Source organism: Sulfuricystis multivorans (genome assembly GCF_003966565.1).
Lineage (GTDB): Bacteria > Pseudomonadota > Gammaproteobacteria > Burkholderiales > Rhodocyclaceae > Sulfuricystis > Sulfuricystis multivorans.
Window position 1 is genome coordinate 2,031,557 of record NZ_AP018718.1, and the last position, 20,668, is coordinate 2,052,224.

The following is a 20,668-nucleotide window of genomic DNA, read 5'->3' on the forward strand; positions in this document are numbered from 1 at the left end:
GATGCGCCGGCTCGTCACCCTGCTTGGCTTCGCTGCCCTGCTTCTCGGCTGCGCCCCCGAACCGCAGTCGCTGCTGCTGACCGTCAATCCGTGGCTCGGCTATGACCCCTTCGTGCTGGCGCGCGAACGCGGGCTGCTCGATCCACGCCTGCGTATCGTCGAGGTCATGTCCAACAGCGACAGCCGGCGTGCGCTTGCCAATGGCCTGATCGAAGCGACCGCGCTCACCCTCGACGAAGCGCTGCGCGCGGCCGACGCCGGCATACCGATCCGGATCGTCGCCGTGCTCGATGTCTCCGAAGGCGCCGATGCGCTGCTCGCGCGCCCTGATATCGAACGCCTCGATCAGCTCGAAGGCAAGCGTATCGGCGTCGAGAGCGGCGCCGTCGGCAGCCTGATGCTTGACCGGCTGCTGACCACCGCCGGGCTTCAACGAGACGCGGTGCAGATCGTCGCGGTTGAAGCGAGCCAACATGCCGCCCTGCTGCAAAGCGGCCGCGTCGATGCCGTGATCACCTTCGAGCCGATGAGGACGCAGCTTGAGCGCCGCGGCTACCGTGTGCTGTTCGATAGCCGCGCGCTGCCCGGCGAGATCATCGACGTGCTCGTCGCGCGCCCCGGTGTCGATACGGCGCTGCTGCTCGACACCTGGCGTGTGGGCTTGACGGCATTGGCAAGGGATCGGCTGGCGGCAGCGGAGGTGCTCGCACACGGCGTCGACCTCTCGGTCGAGGAATATCAGCAGGCGCTTTCCGGTTTGCGTTTCGTTTTTCCAGAAGAAAGCGCACGCTGGCTTTCCGGCGGCAAGACTGCACCGCTGGTCGAGCGGGCCGCTGCGATCGCCGAGGAACTGAGGCATCGCGGCGAGATCAAACGGCCGCCCGAATGGCAGATTTTGCTGGGAAGGGCGACGCAATGAATTGGCTGCTGCGTTTCCCCGTCCGGTGGGCTTTGCCCATCGTGCTGTTGCTGTTGAGCCTCCTCGCCATCATCTGGCTACATCTCTTGCAGCGCCATGAGTACGCGCTGGCGGTCGAAAACGACGAGACGATGCGGCTCAAGGAAAGGCTGGCGATCGAGCAGACACGGCTCGAAATGCAGCTGGGCCTGAACAACCGGCTGCAGGTGCGACGCATCGTCAGCTCGCTCGGATTGCGCCGCGATCTCATGCATGCCTGGCTGATTTCGCCCGAGGGGCGCGTTGTGGCATCGCTTTCGCGGCTCGAGATCGACGAACCCTGGGAAAAGATCCGCGCCCGCCTGCCAGCACCGCTCGCCGCTGCGCTTGCCAGCCTGCCGGCCGAAGCGCCGGCACTTGACTTGAGCCGTCCTGCCAGCGCCGACTTTCTGCTCGGCAAGATAAATGTCCGCCCCGATCATCGCCTCGTCGTCGTCAGCGATCTCGCCGCCCCGCTCTCCCGCCGGCTGGCCTCCGGCCGCAGCGAGCTGGCGTTGCAGATCGGCGCCTTCCTGCTGTTCGCGCTCATGGTCGGCGTGCTGTTGCATCTGATCTGGGCCAAACGCATGCAACGCCTGTTACACGCCGCCCAACGCCTTGGCGCCGGCGATTTCACCGCGCGCGCCGCGTTGCCGGGGGCGGACGAGCTCGCCAACATCGGCGCCGCCTTCGACACGATGGCCCAACGGGTCGCCCAGCAGCAGGAGGAAATTCGCCGGTTGGCAACGCTGATCGAACAATCACCGCTCGTAGCAATCATCTGGCGCAACGAACCCGGCTGGCCGGTGGCGTTCGTCAGCGACAACATCGTGCGCTGGGGATTCGACAAACGCGCGCTGCTCTCTGGCGCCATCCCGTATGCCGATTTGATCCATCCGGACGATCTGCCCATGATCGCCGCCGATGTAGAGCAGCATCTCGCCCAAGGACCCGACCGTTATGTCCAGGAATACCGGCTCCGCGATGCCTTCGGTCACTGGCGCTGGATCGAGGATCACACTTGGCTGCTTCGTGATGAAAAGGGACAGGTGAGCACGATCCAGGGCGTGCTGCTCGATATCAGCGCACGACGGGAAGCCGAGGAGGCGCTGCACCACCAGGCCGCCGAACTGGCCGAACGCAATGCCGAGCTGGAACGCTTCGCCGCCGCGGCGACCGGCCGCGAAGAGGAAATGATCCGCCTCAAGCGTGAGATCAACGCCCTGTGCCGGGAATTCGGCCGGCCCGAACCCTTCGATCTCGGCTGGCTCGAAACCGAACGGGAAGCCCGGCGATGAAATTTTCCTCGCCCTCGCGCGCCGCGCTACGCATCACGCTGGCCTATCTCATCTTTGCCGGCCTGTGGATCGTCGCCTCCGATGCCGTACTGGCGTTCTTCGTTCGCGACGTCGAAACGATCGCCTCGCTGGGCATGCTCAAGGGGCTGACCTTCGTTGCCGTCACCGCGCTGCTGTTGTACCTGCTGCTCGTGCGCCGTTTCACCGGACTTGCCAACGCCTTCGCCGAACGCGATGCAGCATTGGCCGATCTGCAACAGGGTCTCGCGCGCTTCGAGGCGGTCTTCGAACAGGCTGCGGTCGGCATCGCGCTGGTCGCACCCGATGGCCGCTGGCTGAAAGTCAACCGCCGGCTGGCCGAGATCGTCGGTTACACGCCCGAAGAGTTGCTGGAAAAGACCTTCCAGGACATCACCCATCCGGACGATCTGGCCGCCGACCTCGCCTATGTGCGGCAGATGCTGGCACGCGAGATCGAACGCTATGCGATGGAAAAGCGCTACATCCGCAAGGATGGCTCGACGGTGTGGATCCTCCTCACCGTGGCGCTGGTGTGGCAAGCCAATGGCAAGCCGGACTACTTCATCTCGGTCGTCGAGGACATTACCCGCCAGCACGAAGCCGAAACGCGGCTCAAGGAGGCGCTCGCCTGGCAGAAACGGGCACGGCTGGCCACGCTGAACCAGATGGAAGACGCCCTGGCCGCACGGCGTGAGGCCGAAGCCGCCAACGCCGAGTTGCGCGAACTCAACGCCACTCTCGAAGCGCGGGTCGCCGAGCGCACCGAGGCGCTGAAAGCGCTGAATCAGTCGCTGGAGAGCTTCGTCTATTCGGTCTCGCACGATCTGAAGACACCGCTCAGAGGCATCGACGGATATTGCCGGCTGCTGGAGGAGGACTATGCCGAGCGGCTCGACGACGAGGGCCGGCTGTTCCTCGCCAACGTGCGCAATGGGGTGACGCGCATGCAGGCACTGATCGACGATTTGCTCGCCTATTCGCGCATGGAGCGCAAGCCGCTCACCACCACCGCGGTCGATCCGCGCGGCATCATCGAGAACCTGCTGGCGGAGCGAGGCCAGGAGATCGAAGCACGCAATGTCCAGGTGCGCATCGCGCTGCCGCCGCTCACCCTCGCCGCCGATGCCGACGGCCTGGCGATCGTGCTGCGCAATCTGCTCGACAACGCGCTGAAATTCACCCGCCACACGCCGCGAGCAGAAATCGTCATCGAAGGCGGAGCGCGCGATGGAGGCGTTCATCTGATGGTGCGCGACAACGGCATCGGCTTCGAGATGAAGTATCACGATCGCATCTTCGAGATCTTCCAGCGGCTGCACCGGCTCGAGGACTATCCGGGCACCGGCGTGGGGCTTGCGCTGGTGAAAAAGGCCGTCGAGCGCATGGGCGGGCGCGTCTGGGCGGAAAGCGCGCCCGGCGCCGGTGCGACGTTCCATCTCTGGCTGCCGGCCGCCGTAGGCTGAGCCAACCCCGAAACTCGGCGCTGACGGGACGGCACCGTGCGCGCTTTCTGTGCTCAAATTCCGGCTTCTCGGACATACGCTCGATGCAGATCACCGTCGCCGCCCTCATCACTCGCTTCATGGAGCGCCTCGGCCTGCGTGCCATCTACGGCATGCCCGGTTCGCACATCCTGCCGGTCTATGATGCGATCTACGACTCGCCGATCAAGACGGTGCTCGTCAAGCACGAGCAGGGCGCGGCCTTCATGGCCTGCGGCGAGGCGCGCGCGACGCGCCGGCCCGCCGCCTGCATCACCACCGCCGGGCCCGGCGCGACGAATCTGGTCACCGGCATCGCCAATGCCTATGCCGACAAGCTGCCGCTGTTGATCATCACCGGCGAGACCTCGACCTCGATCTTCGGCAAGGGCGGTTTGCAGGAGTCTTCCGGCGAGGGCGGCAGCATCGATCAGAGCGACATCTTTCGCGGCATCACGCGTTATCACCGCATCGTCGAGCGCACCGACTATCTCTTGCAGGTGCTGCGCCAGGCCACGCGCATCCTGCTCTCGCCCAACGCCGGCCCGGTGCTGCTCTCCTTTCCCTACAACATCCAGAAGGAACTGGTCGACGCCGACCTGCTCGAAGCGATCCGCTTCGTCACCGAGGCGCCGCGCATCTGCAACAGTTTCGCGGCGACCGAGGAGATGGGACGCATGATCCGCGCCGCGCGTCATCCGGTAATCGTCGCCGGTCACGGTTGCTTCCGCGCCGGTGCGCAAGGCGCGTTGCAAAAACTCGGCGAACGGCATGCGATCCGCGTCGCCACGACCTTGAAGGGCAAGGGCCTGATCAGCGAAAACGACCCAAGGGCGCTCGGCTGCCTGGGGGTGACTTCGGACGGCAGCGCCTTCCGCCACATCGTCGAACATGCCGACCTGATCATCGTGCTCGGCGCCAGCTTCAACGAGCGCACCAGCAATCTGTGGGATGCGCGGCTGATGGCCGGCAAGCGCGTGATCCAGGTCGATCACGACGCCAGCCAGCTGGAAAAAGTGTTTCGCGCCGATCTGGCGATCCACGGCGACATCCGCGCCGTGCTTGAAGACTTGCTGATCTGCCTGGCCGATTTTCCCGCCCCGCCGCCACCGACTTACGAGCGCGCGCCGGTGGCGCCGAATTTCACCGCGATCGCCCACCTGTTCGACCGTATCGTCGAGCGCCTGCCCGAGGCGATGATCTTCGACGACAACATCATTCTCGCCCAGACCTATCTGAAGGCTTCGCCGCAGCATCGCTATTTCCCGAATTCCGGCGTCTCGGCACTCGGCCATGCGATCCCGGCGGCGATCGGCGCGCGTTGCGCGGTGGCCACCCCCACCTTCGCGATCCTCGGTGACGGCGGCTTCCAGATGTGCTGCATGGAGCTGATGACCGCGGTGAATTACCGCATTCCGGTAAACATCGTGATGATCAACAACGGCACCCTGGGCCTGATCCGCAAGAACCAATTTCAGCTCTATCGCGAGCGTTACATCGACTGCGATTTCGTCAATCCCGATTTCGCGCTGCTGGCGCAAAGCTTCGGCATCCGCCATTTCCGCATCGAGACCGCCGCCGACGTCGATCGCCTTTTCGACGCCGCCGATCTGACCGGCGGCATCAATCTGATCGAAGTGATGTGGGATAAAAACGTCTTTCCCACCTATCGTTCCGACCGATGAGCCGGCACGCCTTCCTCATCGTCGTCCCGGTCGCCGACCGGCCACGCCAGATGCAGGCTTGTCTCGCCAGCCTCGCCGAACAGCTACGCCGCTTTCCCTATGCCGGACGCATCCGCGTGCTGCTCGCCGACGACAGCCTCGATGCCACGAGCATCGAGGCCAACCGCGCGCTGAGCCGGGAGTTTTCCGCGCTGGGGTTGGAGACGATCCACTTCACCCCGGACGAGCAGCGGCGGCGCGTCGCCGCACTTGCCAGCCCGCTGCCGCGCGTCCTCGGCGCGACGCCGCTACCTCCCTACGGCCACAAGGGCCAGGGGCTGATGCGCAACATCGCCTATCTCGAGGCGGCCGCCCTGCTGCGCGCCGAGACGGCTGAAGATACGACGCTGATCTGGTCGATCGACTCGGATCAGGAATTCCGCGTCGATGTGCCTGAAAACGATGGCGTCGTCCTCGATTACTTCAACACCCTCGATGCGATCTTCACGCGCACCGACGCCGAGGTGCTGACCGGCAAGGTGGTCGGCGATCCGCCGGTTTCCGCCGCCGTGATGACGCGCAACTTTCTCGACGACGTGCTCGCCTTCCTCACCGATTGCGCGCAGCGCGACCCGTTTGCGCCTTGCAGCCATCATGGGGCGACGGTCTCGCACGGCGATGCGGCCTATCACGACATGGCCGAGCTGTTCGGTTTCAAGCCGGCTGCACACTATCCCTATTCCTGCCCGCTGGCCGGCCCCCATAGCGAGGCGGAAGGCTTCGCGCATTTTTCGGCGCGCGCCAACAGCTTCTTCTATGGCGAACATCCGACGCGCATCACGCGCTTCCAACCCGGCGATCCGCTCGAAAGTCTTGCGCCGGCGCGCACCGTCTATGCCGGCAATGTCGTCTTCCGGCCATCGGCCCTACGCTACTTCATCCCGTTCGCCCACTTGCGGCTGCGCATGTCGGGACCGACCCTCGGGCGCATCCTCAAAGCCGAGCTCGGCGCGCGCTTCGTCTCGGCCAACCTGCCGCTGCTGCACCGGCGCACCGTCGAGCGCGGCGGCCAAGCGGAGTTCCGGCCGGGCATCGAGACGCAGGCGACGGCGGTCGACATCAGCGGCGAATTCGAACGCCAGTTTTATGGCGATGTGATGCTATTCACGGTCGAGCGGCTGACGGCGCAGACTCCGCTGTGCCGTATCGCCAGCGCCGAGTTCGAACGCCTGCTCGATACCCTGCGCGAGGAAATGCTCGCGCGTTACAACGAGCGTCAGGCGGCGGTGCTCGAACGTCTGGCACGGCTCGAGGCGTGGCTCGCCGATCCAGCGCAGTGGTGGAACCGTCAGCCCGGGCTGGCCGAGGGTCTGCGCCATTTCGCCGCGAATGTGCGGCGCAATTTCGCTGCTGCCTCGTCCGGCCATGCGCAGATCAACGATGCGCAGCGCTGGCAGGATTGGCGCGCCCGGCTCATCGACGGCCTCGTTCACTACGCCGAGGATCGTGCGGCATGGGCACGGCTGCTCTGAGAGTCTGGCTGCACCGGCGCCAGCGCCCGCTGCGCTATCGGCTGCTGCGCGAATTGCTGGCAACGCAGGCGCTATCACGAGAAGCATTGGCGGAGAAACAGCGCCGCGACCTGGCGGCGATCATCGCCTTCGCGCGCGAAAACACGGCCTATTATGCAAAACGGCTGCGCCTTTGCGCCGACTGGCGTATCGAAGCCCTGCCGATCCTGACCAAGGACGACGTGCGCGCCCATCTGCCCGAGCTGCTCGTCCGCGGCCACGATCCGGCAACCACGCCGATCGGCCACACCGGCGGCTCGACCGGCCAGCCGCTGGCGTTCTATTACGACGACTTCAAGCACGAGCTGATGCGCGCCGGCATGATGCGGAGCTACCTGCTCTCGGGCTGGCGGCCGGGGCAGAAGATCCTCAATTTCTGGGGCGCGCGCCAGGACACGGTCAAAGGCGGCGTATTCGGCTCGGCTGCCTGGGATGACTTCATCGCCGCAGAGAAGACCCTGCCAGCCCACGAAATCGACGCAGCGAAACTCGCTTTTTGGGCCGATTTCATCTGCCGTTACCGGCCGGCGCTGCTGCAGGGCTATGCGTCGATCCTCGCTTTGCTTGCGCGCTTCGTGCTCGACGAAAAGCGTTCGATGCCCGATTGTCTGATCGGTGTGTATTCCACCGCCGAAATGCTCAGCGACGAGATGCGCGAGACGATCGAGGCGGCTTTTGGCTGCAAGGTGTTCAACCAATATGGCAGCCGCGAGATCCCCAACATCGCCTGCGAGTGCCGCCACGGCAACATGCACATTTTCACCGACATGGTCTGGCTCGAATCGATCGATGGGCAGCTCATCGTCACTTCGCTCACCAACCGGTTGATGCCGATGATCCGCTATGCGATCGGCGATTGCGGCGAACTGCTAGACGGCGAATGTTCCTGCGGCCTGCCGTTTCCGCTGCTGGCGATGGGTGTTTGCCGCCACAACGACCTGATCCGCACGCCGGACGGAGGACGTCTGCACCCATCCTTCTTCAATCGCTTACTGTATGGCCTGACGCAGATCAGGCAGTATCAATTCGAGCAGGACGCGCCGGATCGGCTGCGTCTTCATCTCGCCGCGGATGAGCCGCTTTCGGCAAAGACCGTCGCGCATCTTCGCGCCGAGATTGCCGCCGTGGGGCTGGCATTGTCGATCGACTATGTGCCGGAGATCGCGCGCACGATCTCCGGCAAGCAGCGCTTCGTGATCCGGGCGATCTGATCTTCCGCAGCAGGCGGCTGGAAAATCGTTGGGCCAGGTTCTATCCTGAAACAAATCCACCCACTCCTGTCACGATGAAACCGCTCACCCTGACGGCGCAAGACGCGCTGTTGATCGTCGATGTGCAAAACGATTTCCTGCCGGGCGGCGCCCTGGCGGTGCCCGCCGGCGATGCGGTGATCGCGCCGCTCAATCGCTGGATCGAACGCTTCCGGGCGGCTGGCCTGCCGATCATCGCCTCACGCGATTGGCACCCCGTCGATCATTGCTCATTCGCGCCGCAGGGCGGACCGTGGCCGCCCCATTGCATCGCCGGCAGCGCCGGCGCCGCTTTCGCCGCCGCGCTGGCGCTGCCCGACGACGCCTGGGTGATTTCCAAGGCGACAGCGAAGGACGAGGAAGCCTACTCGGCTTTCGCCGGCACCGATCTCGACGCGCGGCTGCACGCACGAGGCATCCGCCGCCTGTTCGTCGGCGGGCTCGCCACCGACTATTGCGTCAAGAACACGGTGCTCGATGCGCTGCGCCTCGGCTACGCGATGAGACTGCTGACCGATGCGATCCGGGCGGTCGATGTACGAGCCGGCGATGGTGAGCGCGCGCTCGCCGAGATGGCGGCCGCCGGCGCCGAGCTGTGGGCCGGCACGCCATGACGCGCGCGTTGCTCACCGATTTCTATCAACTGACCATGCTCGCCGCCTATCACGAGCAGGGCATGATGGATACCGCGGTCTTCGAGTTCTTCGTCCGCAAGCTGCCGCCGCACCGGAATTTTTTCGTCGCCGCCGGCCTCGAATCGGCGCTCGATTTTCTTGAGCGCTTCGCCTTCACGGCAGAGGAAATCGACTGGCTCGCCGGTCTCGGCAAATTCAAACCCGCATTTCTCGACTGGCTCGGCAAGCTGCGCTTCACCGGCACCGTCGAGGCGATGCCCGAGGGGACACCCTTTTTCGCTGACGAGCCGATCCTGCGCGTGATCGCACCGCTGCCCGAAGCCCAGATCGTCGAGACCCGCCTGATCAACCTGCTTCAGTTCGAAACACTGATCGCCTCGAAGGCAGCGCGCGTGCGCCTGGCGGCGGGCGACAGGCAGCTCGTCGATTTCGGTCTCCGTCGCGCCCATGGCGAAGAAGCCGGCATGCTCTCGGCGCGGGCGAGTTATCTCGCCGGCTTCGATGGCACCTCGAACACCCTGGCCGGCATGCGCTGGAACATTCCCGTCTTCGGCACGATGGCGCATTCGTTCGTGCAGGCGCATGCCACGGAGCTGGATGCCTTCGCGGCCTTTGCCCGTGTGCATCCGCAGGCGACGACGCTGTTGATCGATACCTACGATACCGAGGCCGCCGCCGCCGCGGTCGTTCCTTTGGCGCATGAACTGCACGCAGAGGGCATCACGATCCGCGCGGTGCGCCTCGATAGCGGCGATTTGCTCGCGCACGCCCGCCAGGTACGTGCGATTCTCGATTCAGGCGGCCTGCCCGGAATCAAAATCTTCGCCAGCGGCAACCTCGACGAATACGAGATCACCCGGCTGCTTGCCGCCGGCGCCCCGATCGACGGCTTCGGCGTCGGTACGCGCATGAACGTCTCTGCCGACCAGCCCTACCTCGACTGCGCTTACAAGCTGCAGGAATATGCCGGCCGGCCGCGGCGCAAGCGCTCCGAGGGCAAGGCGACCTGGCCGGGGCGCAAGCAGGTATTCCGGCGTTTCGACGCTCAGGGGAGGATGCTGGGTGATGTGCTCACCGTCTTCGGCGACGAACAGGACGGCGCGCCACTGCTCGTCCCCGTGATGCAGGATGGGAAACGGCTGGCGCCGGCGCCGCCGCTTTCCGAACTGCGCGCCAATACGCTGGCGCAGCTTACCGCCTTGCCCGAGTCGTTGCGCCGCACCGAATCGGCCGAGCCTTATCCGGTCGTCGTCGCCGAACCGTTGCGACGGTTGGCAGCAACCGTCGATGCTTATGGTCATTGAACCCAGATTGTCCATTAGACCGGGCTGACTTACCATGAGCATGCGAAAAGATCATTTCATCGCCCTACACGGCGGTTTTCGGGCTGCGGGCGGCATCTTCGCGCCCCGCTCCTCGCCAATAGACACCGTTATGGAAACGCTGAAGAAGGCCGCGAGCGGGATGCAGCGCAAGGCGTTTGGTGCGCAGCGACCGAGAAAACGAGCCGAAGGCGAAGTTTCGGTGCAGGCTAACAGGAGCGAAGCGCAAGTTATGCCGGAACCACATAACATGGAGTTAGGCGAGGGAGAGACAACGAAGTTGCGGCGAAGGCTAACCTCGGCTTTGCCGAGGTTAAGCGAAGCGGCCGAAGCCAACACCGCGCAACGCGGCGATGCGCCCGCGCAGCAACTTATTCAGCGTTTCCTTATTGGCTCGTCGCGGGGGGCGCAAACCTGCTCGCCCTCGCCATTGAAACCCGCTCGTGTTCCAATGGACAATCTAGGTTGAAAGGAGGTCATCCATGGAGATCACCCTCAGCATCATCAAAGCCGACATCGGTTCGATCGGAGGTCATTTGGCCCCATCGCAGGCGCTCATGGAGAGCGTGCACAAGACGGTCGCCGAGAGCGCCTCCGGGTTGTTGATCGACTGGCAGATCAGCCATACGGGTGACGACATTGCTCTTTTGCTCACCCATACCCACGGGGTGGGCAGCGCCACAATCCATGCACTGGCTTGGGAAGCCTTTCGGCGCGGTACCGAAACTGCCAAGGCGCAAGGGCTCTATGGCGCCGGGCAGGATTTGCTCAAGGATGCCTTTTCCGGCAATGTTCGGGGCATGGGGCCAGCAGTGGCGGAGATGAGCTTCGTCGAACGCAAGGCGGAACCATTCCTTTTCTTCGCTGCCGACAAGACCGATCCCGGCGCCTTCAATCTGCCGCTTTATCTTGCCTTTGCAGACCCGATGAATACGCCGGGACTGATTCTCTCCCCGGCGCTGGGAAAAGGCTTCCGCTTCGTGATCATGGATGTCGCCGCCGGCGAGCGCGACAAAGTCATCGAACTGGTAGCGCCCGAAGAGCTCTACGACATCGCGACGCTATTGCGCGACACCGAACGCTATGTCGTGGAATCGGTGTGGTCGCGAGCCACCGATGAGCAGGCGGCGGTCGTCTCGACCTCACGCCTGCACAACATCGCCGGCAAATACACCGGCAAGGACGATCCGGTAATGCTGGTGCGCGTGCAGATGGATTTCCCGGCGACTGGCGAAGTGCTCGCCCCGTTTGCTGCCGCCCATTTCGTCGCGGGCGGCATGCGCGGCTCGCATCAGATGCCACTGATGCCGGTACCGCGCAATTCTCCGACGAGCTATTTCGACGGTCCGCCGCTGGTGACCTGCACCGCCTATTCGATGCATGCTGGCAAGTTTTCCGAGCCTCAGGATTGCTTCGCCCACCCATTCTGGGATCACGTCCGGGATCAGGCCGCGGCCAAGGCGATCGAGATGCGTCGGCAGGGATTTTTCGGTGCCGCGATGCTGCCGATGTCCGAACTCGAATACACCGGCATCACACAGCGTCTGGCTGTTTTGGCAGGACGGTTCCAGCAACGTTGATCACACACTGCCGCCACAGCCGGCAGCATCGAGATGACGCCGGCAGAGCGCGGCCAACTGCCGGCGCGGCAGGCGCAGGCCCCGGGCCGCCAGCCGCTGGGCCGCCTCGTCACAACTTCGCGGGGGCGGTGAGAGCGCCTTCAGGAAGCCCCCGACGTCCTCATTGATCGCCCACGGAAACAGGATCCACCGCCAGCTTCTCACCTCGGCCGCGAAATAGTCGGGACGATAGGGCGAGACGGTCTTGTAGAGGATCACGGTACTGCGGATTTCGGCCGGCTGTCGCGCGGCGAGGTGATCGAGCGCCGCGGCAAAGGTTTCGCCGCTGTCGGCCACGTCATCGACGAGCAATACCCGTCTGCCGGCGATCTCGGCGCAGAGCGGATCGACGACGCACGCCGCCCGGGTTTTCTGTGCCTGCCAATAGTGCGCGACGCGGAAGCTCGCGACCGTCGCCAGATCGAGCTCGTCGGCCAGCACGCGCGCCGGCGCCAGACCACCGCGCGCAATCGCCACGATCACCTCGGGCCGCCAGCCCGAGGCGATGATCCGCTGCGCGAGCCGACGAGCAAGCCGATCGAAACGTGGCCAGGAGATGCGTTCGATGCGGGCAGGCAGCGGGTCGGACATGGTGGAACGTGGAGCCTAGCCGGTCACGAACCGGCCTGTGGCCGGCGCTGCGCATCGCCTCCATAGGCGTCATCCCTCGCACGATCTCCGGCAAGCATCGCTTGGTTCAATCAGATGTCCGCGCAGTATTTCTTCTCGGCCTCGGGATCGTATTCGAGTCCCGCGGCCTCGGGGTCGATGCCCTCTTCGAGCATCATCTTCTCGTATTGCGCGCGCTTCTCGGCGGCCTCCCGTTCGAGCTCGGCCTGGCGCTGGCGCAGCTTTTCGAGGCGTTCCTTGGCCAGCTCATCGTTGAGCGGGATGGTCATCTCGCCGAACAACACCTGTTTCAGGTAACGGAACGCGAACTGCAGTAAGTGCTCGTCGTCGCCGAGGATCTCCTGCCATTCCTCCGGCGGCATGATGAACAACTTCTGGAACGATTCGCTCTCGACGAAATCGCGGAAAGTATCGATGTCGTAGCAGGCGATGAAGAACAGCTGGCGGCTCTTCAGCGACGGCGTGCCGATCGCTGGGCCGGAGGATTTCTTCTTCAGGATCAGCTGGCGCCAGCCGCGTGCCAGATCATCGTATTCCTCGACGCCCTGCTCCTTGCGGTATTCGGCGATGGTGAGGGTGCGCGCCACCTCGTGGCCCTGGCAGTGCTCTTCCTTGACGAGCGCATAGGACTGGGTGTCGGTGTATTCGTCCTGGCGGCGCATCGACAGCAGGGCGACCGGATAGTAACGGCAGGCGGTGGGGCGATCCTCATAGACCGCACAGCCTTCCGGCTGCATGAAGCGGCAGGCCGTCCCGCCTTCGACGGGGCGAAACTTGACGCCGGCGATGCCGTCCTTCTCCATCTCATAGGGCACGGTGTAATCGCGCAGGAATTGCGTCGAGCTGATGCCCAGCCGCCTTTTGAGGCGGATGATGTCGTAGGGGGTCAGCGTGATGTCGATGTTCGCGCAGCAGGCGTTCCAGCAGCCAATCCCCTTGTGACAGGAAAACTGGATTTCCTTGCGTTCATCGAACATCGTCGGCATCACGGGGCTGCCGGGAATCGGGATCTTGGGCTGTGACATTGCGGAAACCTCTCTGTGGTAAGGGTTACGGCGAACGACAAAAGCAACAGGCCGACCACCCTCAGGCGGCCGGCCTGCATTCTAGCGGCTACCCGTCAATGCTCAGTGGGCAGCTTGCTTGAACAGCTTCGACTTGTCGACCAGGTCGACGTGGCGGCGCTTGAACACCGTCCACTTCTTGGTCTTCTTGTCGTAGATCGAGTTGACGAAGCAGTGCCAGTTCTCTTCATCGATGAAGTTCTTGTCGGTGCGATAGTAGAAGCCGGGATAGCGGCTTTCTTCGCGGAACTGGATGTGCTTCATGTGGGCTTCGGCCGTCAGGATGCGGTGGTAGTTTTCCCAGGCACGCAGCAACTCGTGCAGGTCCTTGGCACGCATCTTCTGGGCGTCTTCCTTGAGCATCTCGAGCTTTTCTTCGGCCATCTTCAGCAACACGTCGTTGGTGTTGTAGTAGGTGGCGACACCGGCGACATACTCGTCCATGATCTTCTGCAGACGGAACTGCAGCATCCGCGGCGTGATGTAGTGCGGGTTGATGTCGATCGCGGTGGTGTAGTCCTTGTGCTCGAGGAAGTTCCGGACCGGCTTCCAGATGGCTTCGGCGATCTGCTCGGGGGTTTCGTCGAACTCGGGGTTGAGATCGGCGTTGTCGAGGCAGTACTTGACCATCGCCTTGGCGGCCATGCGGCCTTCGGCATGTGAGCCGGAGGAGAACTTGTGGCCGGAAGCGCCCACGCCGTCACCGGCGGTGAACAGGCCCTTGACGGTGGTCATCGAACGGTAGCCCCAGTTCCAGCCGCGCGGCAGGTGCTCGGGCACGCCCGGCAGCTCGGGATCGTTCGCGGTCGGCGCGCCGACGTCGGTCGGGCCGGACACCCAGATGCCGCAGCAGCCGGAGTGCGAGCCGAGCAGATATGGTTCAGTCGGCATCAGCTCGGAGTTCTTCTTCTCCGGCTCGATGTTCTCGCCGACCCAGACGCCGCACTGGCCGATGCACATGTCGAGGAAGTCTTCCCAGGCTTCGGCTTCGAGGTGCTTGACTTCCTTCGGCGTCAGCGTCTCGCGCAGCTTGGCCAGCGCGGTGACCGTATCCATCATGATCGGGCCGCGGCCTTCCTTCATTTCCTTCAGCATCAGGTGGTTGCGCAGGCAGGAGGCGGGCACGGCGGCCTGGCCATAGGGCGGATACTCGTTGAGCAGGTCCTTGTTCTTGGCCATGTAGTCTTCGCCGTAACCGTTGGCAGCACGGGCCTTGAACAGCAGGAACCAGGCGCCGACCGGGCCGTAGCCGTCCTTGAAGCGGGCGGGCACGAAGCGGTTTTCCATCATGGTGAGCTCGGCACCGGCCTCGGCGGCCATCGCGTAGGTCGAGCCGGCGTTCCACACCGGATACCAGGCGCGGCCCTGACCTTCACCGACGGAACGGGGACGGAACAGGTTGACGCAGCCGCCGGCGGCGACCAGGATCGCCTTCGCCTTGTAGATGTAGATCTTGTTCTCGCGCACCGAGAAGCCCGCCGCGCCGGCGATGCGGTGCGGATCGTTCTTGTCGTTGATCAGATGCACGATGAACACGCGCTCCTGGATACGCTCCAGGCCCAGCGCCTTCTTCGCGGCTTCGGCGACGATCCACTTGTAGGATTCGCCGTTGATCATGATCTGCCACTTGCCGGAGCGCACCGGCTCGCCGCCATCCTTGAGCGCCGGCAGACCTTCCTTGATCGCGTCCGCGCCGTCGTGACGCACGCCGTTGGCGTCGGTCTTCCAGATCGGCAGGCCCCACTCTTCGAACAGATGCACGGAGTCATCGACGTTGCGGCCCAGGTCATAGGCCAGGTCGTCGCGGGTGATGCCCATCAGGTCGTTGGAGACCATGCGCGCGTAGTCGGCCGGGTCCTGACGCGGGCCGATGTAGGTATTGATCGCCGACAAACCCATCGCCACGGCGCCGGAGCGGTCGAGCGCGGCCTTGTCGACCAGCTTGATCTTCAGTTCCTTGCCGGTCTCGGCCTTGACGGCCTCGGCCCAGCGCATGATCTCGAAGCCGCAGCCGCAAGCCGCCATGCCGCCGCCGACGATCAGGATGTCCAGTTCTTCCTGGACGATTTCGGGATTTTCGAATGTTCCAGCCATGTCAGTTTCCTCGCTGCGTTGAATTACTTACGGATCAGTTCGGCAGGATTGCCGGCACGGAAGCCCCCCATCACGTCGCGGGTGAACGAACCGGTCTGGTCGAGGTCGGCCAGCTTGGGCAGCGGCTTGCCGCCGTACGGATCGATCGAGCCCTCGGCCGTGGTGCGGATCGGGAACTTGAAGCGCTTGACGTTGCCGTTGCGGAACTTGATGGTCCACATGATCGAGTCGGAACCGCGCATCGGTTGCACGGAACCGCCCAGCGGCACGATGTCGGCATAGTGACGCGCTTCGATCGCACCTTGCGGGCAAATCTTGACGCAGGAATAGCATTCCCAGCACTGATCCGGCTCCTGGTTGAAAGCCTTCATCGCATGGCCGGTGTAGGTGCCATCCTTGTCGAGCTTCATCAGGTCGTGCGGGCAGATGTACATGCAGGCGGTCTTGTCCTGACCCTTGCAGCCATCGCATTTTTCGGTACGAACGAATGTAGGCATTACCTCTTCTCCTTGTTAGCTAACAATCCGCTGCTTCGCATCAGCGGTCCATTTAGAGCCGCACCCAACCTTGGCCGGCAGCGTTACGCGTATCCGCTTCCGGCGGGTGCGGCGCTCCAAATCCCTTACGCGGCCGAGTGACCCTTCAGCTCGACCTTGACCTTCTCGTGCTCGGCGAGGCTCGCGTAATACTTCTTCAACACCGCGGCGACTTCCGGACGCGAGAACTCGACCGGCAGATCCTGGCCTTCGGAGAGCATCGCGCGCACCTTGGTGCCCGACAGCAGGATGCGGTCTTCCTTGGTGTGCGGGCAGGTGCGCTGCGAGGCCATGCCACCGCACTTCTTGCACCAGAAGGTCCAGTCGATGTTCAGGTTCTGGGTTTCCAGCGAGCCCTTCGGAATCTGCTCGAAGATCTTCTGCGCGTCGAACGGGCCGTAGTAATCGCCGACACCGGCATGATCGCGACCGACGATCAGGTGCGAGCAGCCGTAGTTCTGGCGGAACAGCGCATGCAGGAGCGCTTCGCGCGGGCCGGCATAACGCATGTCGAGCGGATAACCGGCCTGGATCACGGTGTTCGGCGCGAAGTAGTTGTCGATCAGCACCTTGATCGCCTCGCTGCGCACCTCGGCGGGAATGTCGCCGGGCTTGAGATTGCCCAGCAGCGAATGGATCAGGACGCCATCCATCGTCTCGATCGCGATCTTGGCCAGATACTCGTGCGAGCGGTGCATCGGATTGCGGGTCTGGAAGGCGGCGACGCGCGACCAGCCCATTTCCTCGAACTTCTTGCGCGTCTCGGCCGGCGTCATGAACTGATCGCCGTATTTCTCCTTGAAGCCGCCGGTGGAGAGCACCTTGATCGGGCCGGCGAGATTGACGTCGCCCTGCGCCATCACCATCTTGACGCCCGGATGCTCGAGGTCGGTGGTCTTATAGACCATCGCACACTCGTGCGACTTGTCGATCTTGTATTTCTCGGTGACCTTCATCGTGGCGAGGATCTCTTCCTTGCCGTCGAGCCTCTTGCCGACCAGCGCGATGTCGGAGCCGGTCTTGATGCCATCGGCGAACACCTCGTCGCATGACAGCGTGATCGGTATCGGCCAGAACAGGCCGTTGGCCATCTTCATGCCGTCGCACACACCCTGCCAGTCGGCGTGGGTCATGAAGCCGTCGAGCGGCGTGAAGCCGCCGATGCCCATCATGATGATGTCGCCGGCCTCGCGCGAAGTGACCTTCAGTTTCGGCAGCGTCGCGGCGCGCGCTTGCTCGTCCTTGAGAGCCTGGCCCTCGAGCAGCAGCGGTTTCAACGCTCCGCCACCATGGGGATTGACCAACGCCATGTCTTAAACCTCCTTGAGTCGTGTTATTCGAATGGTTACCCGGACGGCCAGGCTCCGCTGCGCCCGAAAAGCGCCTGCGCGATGCCCGCCTGCCGCCTTCAATGCGACATGCGAAGGCTAGCATTTCGCGCTCGATGCAATGATGCTAATTTTTGATTGAACAATAAGGCTCGCCAATTCGAGCGGGATTGGCAGGCCATTGAAAACCGTCGCGAGGAGGGCCACAGGCAAGGCGCATGTGCGCAGCGACCAAGACATATCAAATGCGAGGGAGCGAGCACCGCGTAACGCCGAAGAATGCCCATCGCAGTAGCTTTACAACGGCCTTTTGATCCAGATCGACGCGCATGATCGCCACGCCCACCCGCGAAGGCATGAAACCCCATGCGCAGAAACGAACACCCGCCCACATCTTGTAGGGGCGGGTCTTGTGCCCGCCCTATGGCGGGTCTTGTGCCCGCCCACGTAGGGGCGGGTCTTGTGCCCGCCCACGTAGGGGCGGGTCTTGTGCCCGCCCTATGGCCGAGTTGACGGGTAGGCACAAGGCCTACCCCTACGGCGGAAAGACTTTGTGCGCGGCATGCCGCCGCGAGGGTTGGCTGCCGTCGAGGAAACTTGAGTTGGGGCACTCATTGCTCTGTATTTCACGCTAGAAGGGGTCTTTCCCCCGCTCATTGCGCTGCAATTCCATTTTGCGCTGCCGCAATTCGCGCAGGCGCGCATCCACTTCGGATTGCTCATAGAAATCGCCGTCGCCGGCCTGGCGGGCGAGTTCCAGTTGCATGATCGCCTCGTCGAGCCGGCCTTCGGCGAGATAGGCTTCTGCCTGTGCGCGGTGCTCGCGTAAGTGCTCACCGAGCGCCGCATGGGCTTTCGCCTCCAGTGCATAGAGGCGCGCATCGCCGGGCGTGAGCGCGAGCTCCCGGCGCGCGATGGCGACGGCGTCACGCGCCTGTGCCGCGAGGCCTGCGCCGAGTTTCGCTTCGATCAGCGCGTAGGTGAGCGCGCGCGCGTTCGGGAAGCGCCGCGCCGCCTCTTGCAGGATGCGTATCGCGCCATCAGTGTCCTTGCGCTGAAGGCGGATCTGCGCCGCGAGGCTTTCGATGAGCGGCGATTCGAGTTTGAGCCGCCGCAAGACCGCCAGTTCTTCTTCCGCCGCTGCAAGCCGCCCGTCGCGCAGCAGCGCGTGGGCGAGACCAAAGCGCACGTCGGCCTCGCGCGCGTATTTGCCGGATTTGAGCTGGGCGGCGAAATCGGCCACCGCATCGCCGGGTGTTGCCTGGTAGGCCCGGATCTTGGCGCGCACCAGGCCGAATTCGACGCTGTCCGGCACTTGGCGGTAGGGCCGTTGGGCGATACGGTTTTCCATGTCGGTGAGGCGCTCGGTGGTCAGCGGGTGGGTGCGCAGATAGGCCGGCGCGTTGTTTTCGTAGAGGCGGCCGAATTGCAGCATGCGCTGGAAAAAGCTCGCCATGCCGCGCGTATCGAAGCCGGCGCGTTCCATCAGATCGAGGCCGAAGCGATCCGCCTCGCGTTCGAAATCGCGCGAATAGTTCAGTTGCCGCTGGATGCCTGCCGCCTGCCCGGCCACCGCCGCGCCCAGCGCCACGTCCGGATTGCTGCGCGCCGCCAAGAGCGCCACCGCCAGCGAGAGCAGCGAGGCAAGCTGCGCCTGGCTCTGGGCGCCGAACATGCGCGCCAGATGGCTTTGCGTCACATGCGAGATTTCGTGCGCCAGCACGCCGGCCAGCTCCGATTCGCTGCGCGTGGCGAGGATCAGCCCGGTATGCACGCCGACGAAGCCGCCGGGCAGCGCAAAGGCGTTGAGCATCGGATCGCGCACGACGAAGAACTCGAAGCCGCTACGCGCCCCCTCGACATGGCTGGCAAGTTTCTGGCCGAGACGGTCGATGTAGTCGGCGATCTCGGCATCATGGACGTAGTCGGGATCGCGCCGGATCTCGGCCATGATCTTCTCGCCCAGCCGCCGCTCGGCCGGCAGCGACAGGCCGCTGCGTTCCAATTCACCCAGATCGGGCAAGCCGTCGGCCGAAGCCATTCCCGCCGGCAACAGAAGCAAAAGGCAGAACCACAGGATCGCTCGCATCAGGCTATGATACCGGCGCTCTCTTCTGGTTCCCTTCGGCAAAGTGCAAGCAAATATGAGCAATTCCCCTCTCACTCACTTCGATGCCGCCGGCCAGGCCCACATGGTCGATGTCGGCGCCAAGGCCGAGACGGCGCGGCTGGCTCGTGCCACCGGCCGCATCCGCATGCAGCCGGCCACCTTCGAACTGATCCAGTCCGGCTCGGCCAAGAAAGGCGACGTGCTCGGCGTCGCCCGGATCGCGGCGATCCAGGCCGCCAAGCGCACCGCCGATCTGATCCCGCTTTGCCACCCGATCGCGCTCACCCGCGTCGCCGCCGATTTCACGCTCGATGAAGCGACCAGCAGCGTCACCTGCACCGTCACCGCCGAGACCTTTGGCCGTACCGGCGTCGAGATGGAAGCGCTCACCGCTTGCGCCACCGGCCTGCTGACCATCTACGACATGGTGAAGGCCGTCGATCGCGGCATGGTCATCGAGGAAGTGCGCCTGCTGGAAAAGGCCGGCGGCAAATCAGGGCACTGGCAGGCAGGGTAAGCCTCCTGCCAGAACCGAGCTTCTGTTTCCTCCTCTTGGACGCAATACACGAAATCGGTCAAGCCAATTTCGCCTACCTCCAGTCTAGATTCGGCTTGCGGTGCGAAAGCGCGCAGTCACGCAAATACAGGTTGATGAGGCTCTGGTAAGGGATGCCGACCTCTTCCGAAAGCGCCTTGAAATATTCGATCGATTCTTCATCCAGACGGATGGTGATCTGCTTCTTCAGTCGGGAAGCGTAGGGATTTTTCCGGGCGGTGGAAAAGTCATATTCTTTACGCATTTCAAATACCTTCATCGATAGAATCTTGCTTCATTGGCCGTTGCCTTGCGGGCGGAGATGATCCGGATCGATCCGCCGTCGCTCCGATAGCAGTGGCAGACAACCGGGAGCCGCAAAGCGGAACTGAGCCCGAGCAGAACGAAACGCTCTTCGTCTTCTGAATGATCGGGATCGTCGATGAGCTTGGCGCGTTCATCGTAGAAGACGGACCTCGCCTCCTCGAACGTGACCCCATGCTTCCTGACGTTGGCCGCAGCCTTGCGTTGGTCCCACTCGAAACGTAATGCGCTCATTACACAAGTGTAGTT

General features: G+C 63.8%; 19 protein-coding genes. 11 read left to right on the forward strand and 8 right to left on the reverse strand.

All coding sequences use genetic code 11. The features are described from left to right. The first annotated feature begins 1 nt into the window (after position 1). The 10 genes from EL335_RS10170 to fbp all read left to right on the forward strand — a co-directional run bounded on the left by EL335_RS10170 (position 2) and on the right by fbp (position 11,759). Positions 2 to 919, forward strand: coding sequence for an ABC transporter substrate-binding protein (locus EL335_RS10170; RefSeq protein WP_126446583.1), 918 nt, complete (start codon positions 2 to 4; stop codon positions 917 to 919). After that, positions 916 to 2,235 (forward strand): PAS domain-containing protein, encoded by a 1,320-nt coding sequence (locus EL335_RS10175; protein ID WP_172600081.1) that lies wholly within the window; start codon positions 916 to 918, stop codon positions 2,233 to 2,235. Before EL335_RS10170 ends, EL335_RS10175 begins: the two co-directional genes overlap by 4 nt. Then, complete coding sequence (locus EL335_RS10180) at positions 2,232 to 3,719, forward strand: sensor histidine kinase (RefSeq protein ID WP_126446587.1); 1,488 nt, start codon at positions 2,232 to 2,234, stop codon at positions 3,717 to 3,719. The genes EL335_RS10175 and EL335_RS10180 overlap by 4 nt, the downstream gene beginning before the upstream one ends. A gap of 83 nt (positions 3,720 to 3,802) precedes the next feature. Continuing rightward, on the forward strand, positions 3,803 to 5,422 hold the full coding sequence (locus EL335_RS10185) for a thiamine pyrophosphate-binding protein (RefSeq protein ID WP_126446589.1): 1,620 nt from the start codon (positions 3,803 to 3,805) through the stop codon (positions 5,420 to 5,422). Continuing rightward, on the forward strand, positions 5,419 to 6,933 hold the full coding sequence (locus EL335_RS10190; protein ID WP_126446591.1) for a hypothetical protein: 1,515 nt from the start codon (positions 5,419 to 5,421) through the stop codon (positions 6,931 to 6,933). Before EL335_RS10185 ends, EL335_RS10190 begins: the two co-directional genes overlap by 4 nt. After that, positions 6,915 to 8,183 (forward strand): phenylacetate--CoA ligase family protein, encoded by a 1,269-nt coding sequence (locus tag EL335_RS10195; RefSeq protein ID WP_126446593.1) that lies wholly within the window; start codon positions 6,915 to 6,917, stop codon positions 8,181 to 8,183. Before EL335_RS10190 ends, EL335_RS10195 begins: the two co-directional genes overlap by 19 nt. Before the next feature lie 74 nt (positions 8,184 to 8,257). Next, a complete protein-coding gene (locus tag EL335_RS10200) occupies positions 8,258 to 8,836 on the forward strand; it encodes an isochorismatase family protein (RefSeq protein WP_126446595.1) in 579 nt (192 codons plus the stop codon). After that, positions 8,833 to 10,161 (forward strand): nicotinate phosphoribosyltransferase, encoded by a 1,329-nt coding sequence (locus EL335_RS10205; protein WP_126446597.1) that lies wholly within the window; start codon positions 8,833 to 8,835, stop codon positions 10,159 to 10,161. Before EL335_RS10200 ends, EL335_RS10205 begins: the two co-directional genes overlap by 4 nt. Positions 10,162 to 10,195: 34 nt before the next feature. Continuing rightward, positions 10,196 to 10,648, forward strand: coding sequence for a hypothetical protein (locus EL335_RS10210; protein WP_126446599.1), 453 nt, complete (start codon positions 10,196 to 10,198; stop codon positions 10,646 to 10,648). A 13-nt stretch (positions 10,649 to 10,661) separates the two neighbouring features. Next, the gene (gene fbp / locus EL335_RS10215; protein ID WP_126446601.1) at positions 10,662 to 11,759 is read left to right on the forward strand and encodes a fructose-1,6-bisphosphate aldolase/phosphatase; all 1,098 of its coding nucleotides are present in this window, start codon (positions 10,662 to 10,664) and stop codon (positions 11,757 to 11,759) included. Here fbp and EL335_RS10220 read toward each other — a convergent pair whose 3' ends face one another. From EL335_RS10220 to EL335_RS10245, 6 genes are all read right to left on the reverse strand, one after another. Next, positions 11,760 to 12,389: a phosphoribosyltransferase gene (locus EL335_RS10220; protein ID WP_126446603.1), complete on the reverse strand. Its 630-nt coding sequence runs from the start codon at positions 12,387 to 12,389 to the stop codon at positions 11,760 to 11,762. A gap of 110 nt (positions 12,390 to 12,499) precedes the next feature. Next, on the reverse strand, positions 12,500 to 13,453 hold the full coding sequence (locus EL335_RS10225; RefSeq protein WP_126446605.1) for a YkgJ family cysteine cluster protein: 954 nt from the start codon (positions 13,451 to 13,453) through the stop codon (positions 12,500 to 12,502). Positions 13,454 to 13,555: 102 nt separating this feature from the next. Beyond that, positions 13,556 to 15,586 carry an adenylyl-sulfate reductase subunit alpha gene (aprA, locus tag EL335_RS10230; protein WP_126446607.1) on the reverse strand — a complete coding sequence of 677 codons (2,031 nt, stop codon included), beginning with the start codon at positions 15,584 to 15,586 and terminating at the stop codon, positions 13,556 to 13,558. 23 nt (positions 15,587 to 15,609) lie between these two features. Continuing rightward, the gene (aprB, locus tag EL335_RS10235; RefSeq protein ID WP_126446609.1) at positions 15,610 to 16,083 is read right to left on the reverse strand and encodes an adenylyl-sulfate reductase subunit beta; all 474 of its coding nucleotides are present in this window, start codon (positions 16,081 to 16,083) and stop codon (positions 15,610 to 15,612) included. Between the two features lie 125 nt (positions 16,084 to 16,208). Next, positions 16,209 to 17,432: a sulfate adenylyltransferase gene (sat, locus tag EL335_RS10240; RefSeq protein WP_126446611.1), complete on the reverse strand. Its 1,224-nt coding sequence runs from the start codon at positions 17,430 to 17,432 to the stop codon at positions 16,209 to 16,211. A 649-nt stretch (positions 17,433 to 18,081) separates the two neighbouring features. Beyond that, positions 18,082 to 19,539 carry a beta-barrel assembly-enhancing protease gene (locus EL335_RS10245; RefSeq protein ID WP_126446613.1) on the reverse strand — a complete coding sequence of 486 codons (1,458 nt, stop codon included), beginning with the start codon at positions 19,537 to 19,539 and terminating at the stop codon, positions 18,082 to 18,084. Between the two features lie 55 nt (positions 19,540 to 19,594). Between EL335_RS10245 and moaC the strand changes: the two genes are divergently transcribed. Next, positions 19,595 to 20,077 (forward strand): cyclic pyranopterin monophosphate synthase MoaC, encoded by a 483-nt coding sequence (moaC, locus tag EL335_RS10250; protein ID WP_126446615.1) that lies wholly within the window; start codon positions 19,595 to 19,597, stop codon positions 20,075 to 20,077. A 73-nt stretch (positions 20,078 to 20,150) separates the two neighbouring features. Here the strand turns inward: moaC and EL335_RS10255 are convergent, their stop codons facing one another. Next, the gene (locus tag EL335_RS10255; RefSeq protein WP_126446618.1) at positions 20,151 to 20,360 is read right to left on the reverse strand and encodes a BrnA antitoxin family protein; all 210 of its coding nucleotides are present in this window, start codon (positions 20,358 to 20,360) and stop codon (positions 20,151 to 20,153) included. An 11-nt stretch (positions 20,361 to 20,371) separates the two neighbouring features. Then, positions 20,372 to 20,653 carry a BrnT family toxin gene (locus tag EL335_RS10260; RefSeq protein WP_126446620.1) on the reverse strand — a complete coding sequence of 94 codons (282 nt, stop codon included), beginning with the start codon at positions 20,651 to 20,653 and terminating at the stop codon, positions 20,372 to 20,374. Positions 20,654 to 20,668: the final 15 nt, after the last annotated feature.

What these genes read in the sequence shown, in the direction of transcription:
- EL335_RS10170 (WP_126446583.1), top strand. Translation starts at nt 2, where the DNA reads ATGCGCCGGCTCGTCACCCTGCTTGGCTTCGCTGCCCTGCTTCTCGGC.
- EL335_RS10175 (WP_172600081.1), top strand. Translation starts at nt 916, where the DNA reads ATGAATTGGCTGCTGCGTTTCCCCGTCCGGTGGGCTTTGCCCATCGTG.
- EL335_RS10180 (WP_126446587.1), top strand. Translation starts at nt 2,232, where the DNA reads ATGAAATTTTCCTCGCCCTCGCGCGCCGCGCTACGCATCACGCTGGCC.
- EL335_RS10185 (WP_126446589.1), top strand. Translation starts at nt 3,803, where the DNA reads ATGCAGATCACCGTCGCCGCCCTCATCACTCGCTTCATGGAGCGCCTC.
- EL335_RS10190 (WP_126446591.1), top strand. Translation starts at nt 5,419, where the DNA reads ATGAGCCGGCACGCCTTCCTCATCGTCGTCCCGGTCGCCGACCGGCCA.
- EL335_RS10195 (WP_126446593.1), top strand. Translation starts at nt 6,915, where the DNA reads ATGGGCACGGCTGCTCTGAGAGTCTGGCTGCACCGGCGCCAGCGCCCG.
- EL335_RS10200 (WP_126446595.1), top strand. Translation starts at nt 8,258, where the DNA reads ATGAAACCGCTCACCCTGACGGCGCAAGACGCGCTGTTGATCGTCGAT.
- EL335_RS10205 (WP_126446597.1), top strand. Translation starts at nt 8,833, where the DNA reads ATGACGCGCGCGTTGCTCACCGATTTCTATCAACTGACCATGCTCGCC.
- EL335_RS10210 (WP_126446599.1), top strand. Translation starts at nt 10,196, where the DNA reads ATGAGCATGCGAAAAGATCATTTCATCGCCCTACACGGCGGTTTTCGG.
- fbp (WP_126446601.1), top strand. Translation starts at nt 10,662, where the DNA reads ATGGAGATCACCCTCAGCATCATCAAAGCCGACATCGGTTCGATCGGA.
- EL335_RS10220 (WP_126446603.1), bottom strand. Translation starts at nt 12,389, where the DNA reads ATGTCCGACCCGCTGCCTGCCCGCATCGAACGCATCTCCTGGCCACGT.
- EL335_RS10225 (WP_126446605.1), bottom strand. Translation starts at nt 13,453, where the DNA reads ATGTCACAGCCCAAGATCCCGATTCCCGGCAGCCCCGTGATGCCGACG.
- aprA (WP_126446607.1), bottom strand. Translation starts at nt 15,586, where the DNA reads ATGGCTGGAACATTCGAAAATCCCGAAATCGTCCAGGAAGAACTGGAC.
- aprB (WP_126446609.1), bottom strand. Translation starts at nt 16,083, where the DNA reads ATGCCTACATTCGTTCGTACCGAAAAATGCGATGGCTGCAAGGGTCAG.
- sat (WP_126446611.1), bottom strand. Translation starts at nt 17,432, where the DNA reads ATGGCGTTGGTCAATCCCCATGGTGGCGGAGCGTTGAAACCGCTGCTG.
- EL335_RS10245 (WP_126446613.1), bottom strand. Translation starts at nt 19,539, where the DNA reads ATGCGAGCGATCCTGTGGTTCTGCCTTTTGCTTCTGTTGCCGGCGGGA.
- moaC (WP_126446615.1), top strand. Translation starts at nt 19,595, where the DNA reads ATGAGCAATTCCCCTCTCACTCACTTCGATGCCGCCGGCCAGGCCCAC.
- EL335_RS10255 (WP_126446618.1), bottom strand. Translation starts at nt 20,360, where the DNA reads ATGCGTAAAGAATATGACTTTTCCACCGCCCGGAAAAATCCCTACGCT.
- EL335_RS10260 (WP_126446620.1), bottom strand. Translation starts at nt 20,653, where the DNA reads ATGAGCGCATTACGTTTCGAGTGGGACCAACGCAAGGCTGCGGCCAAC.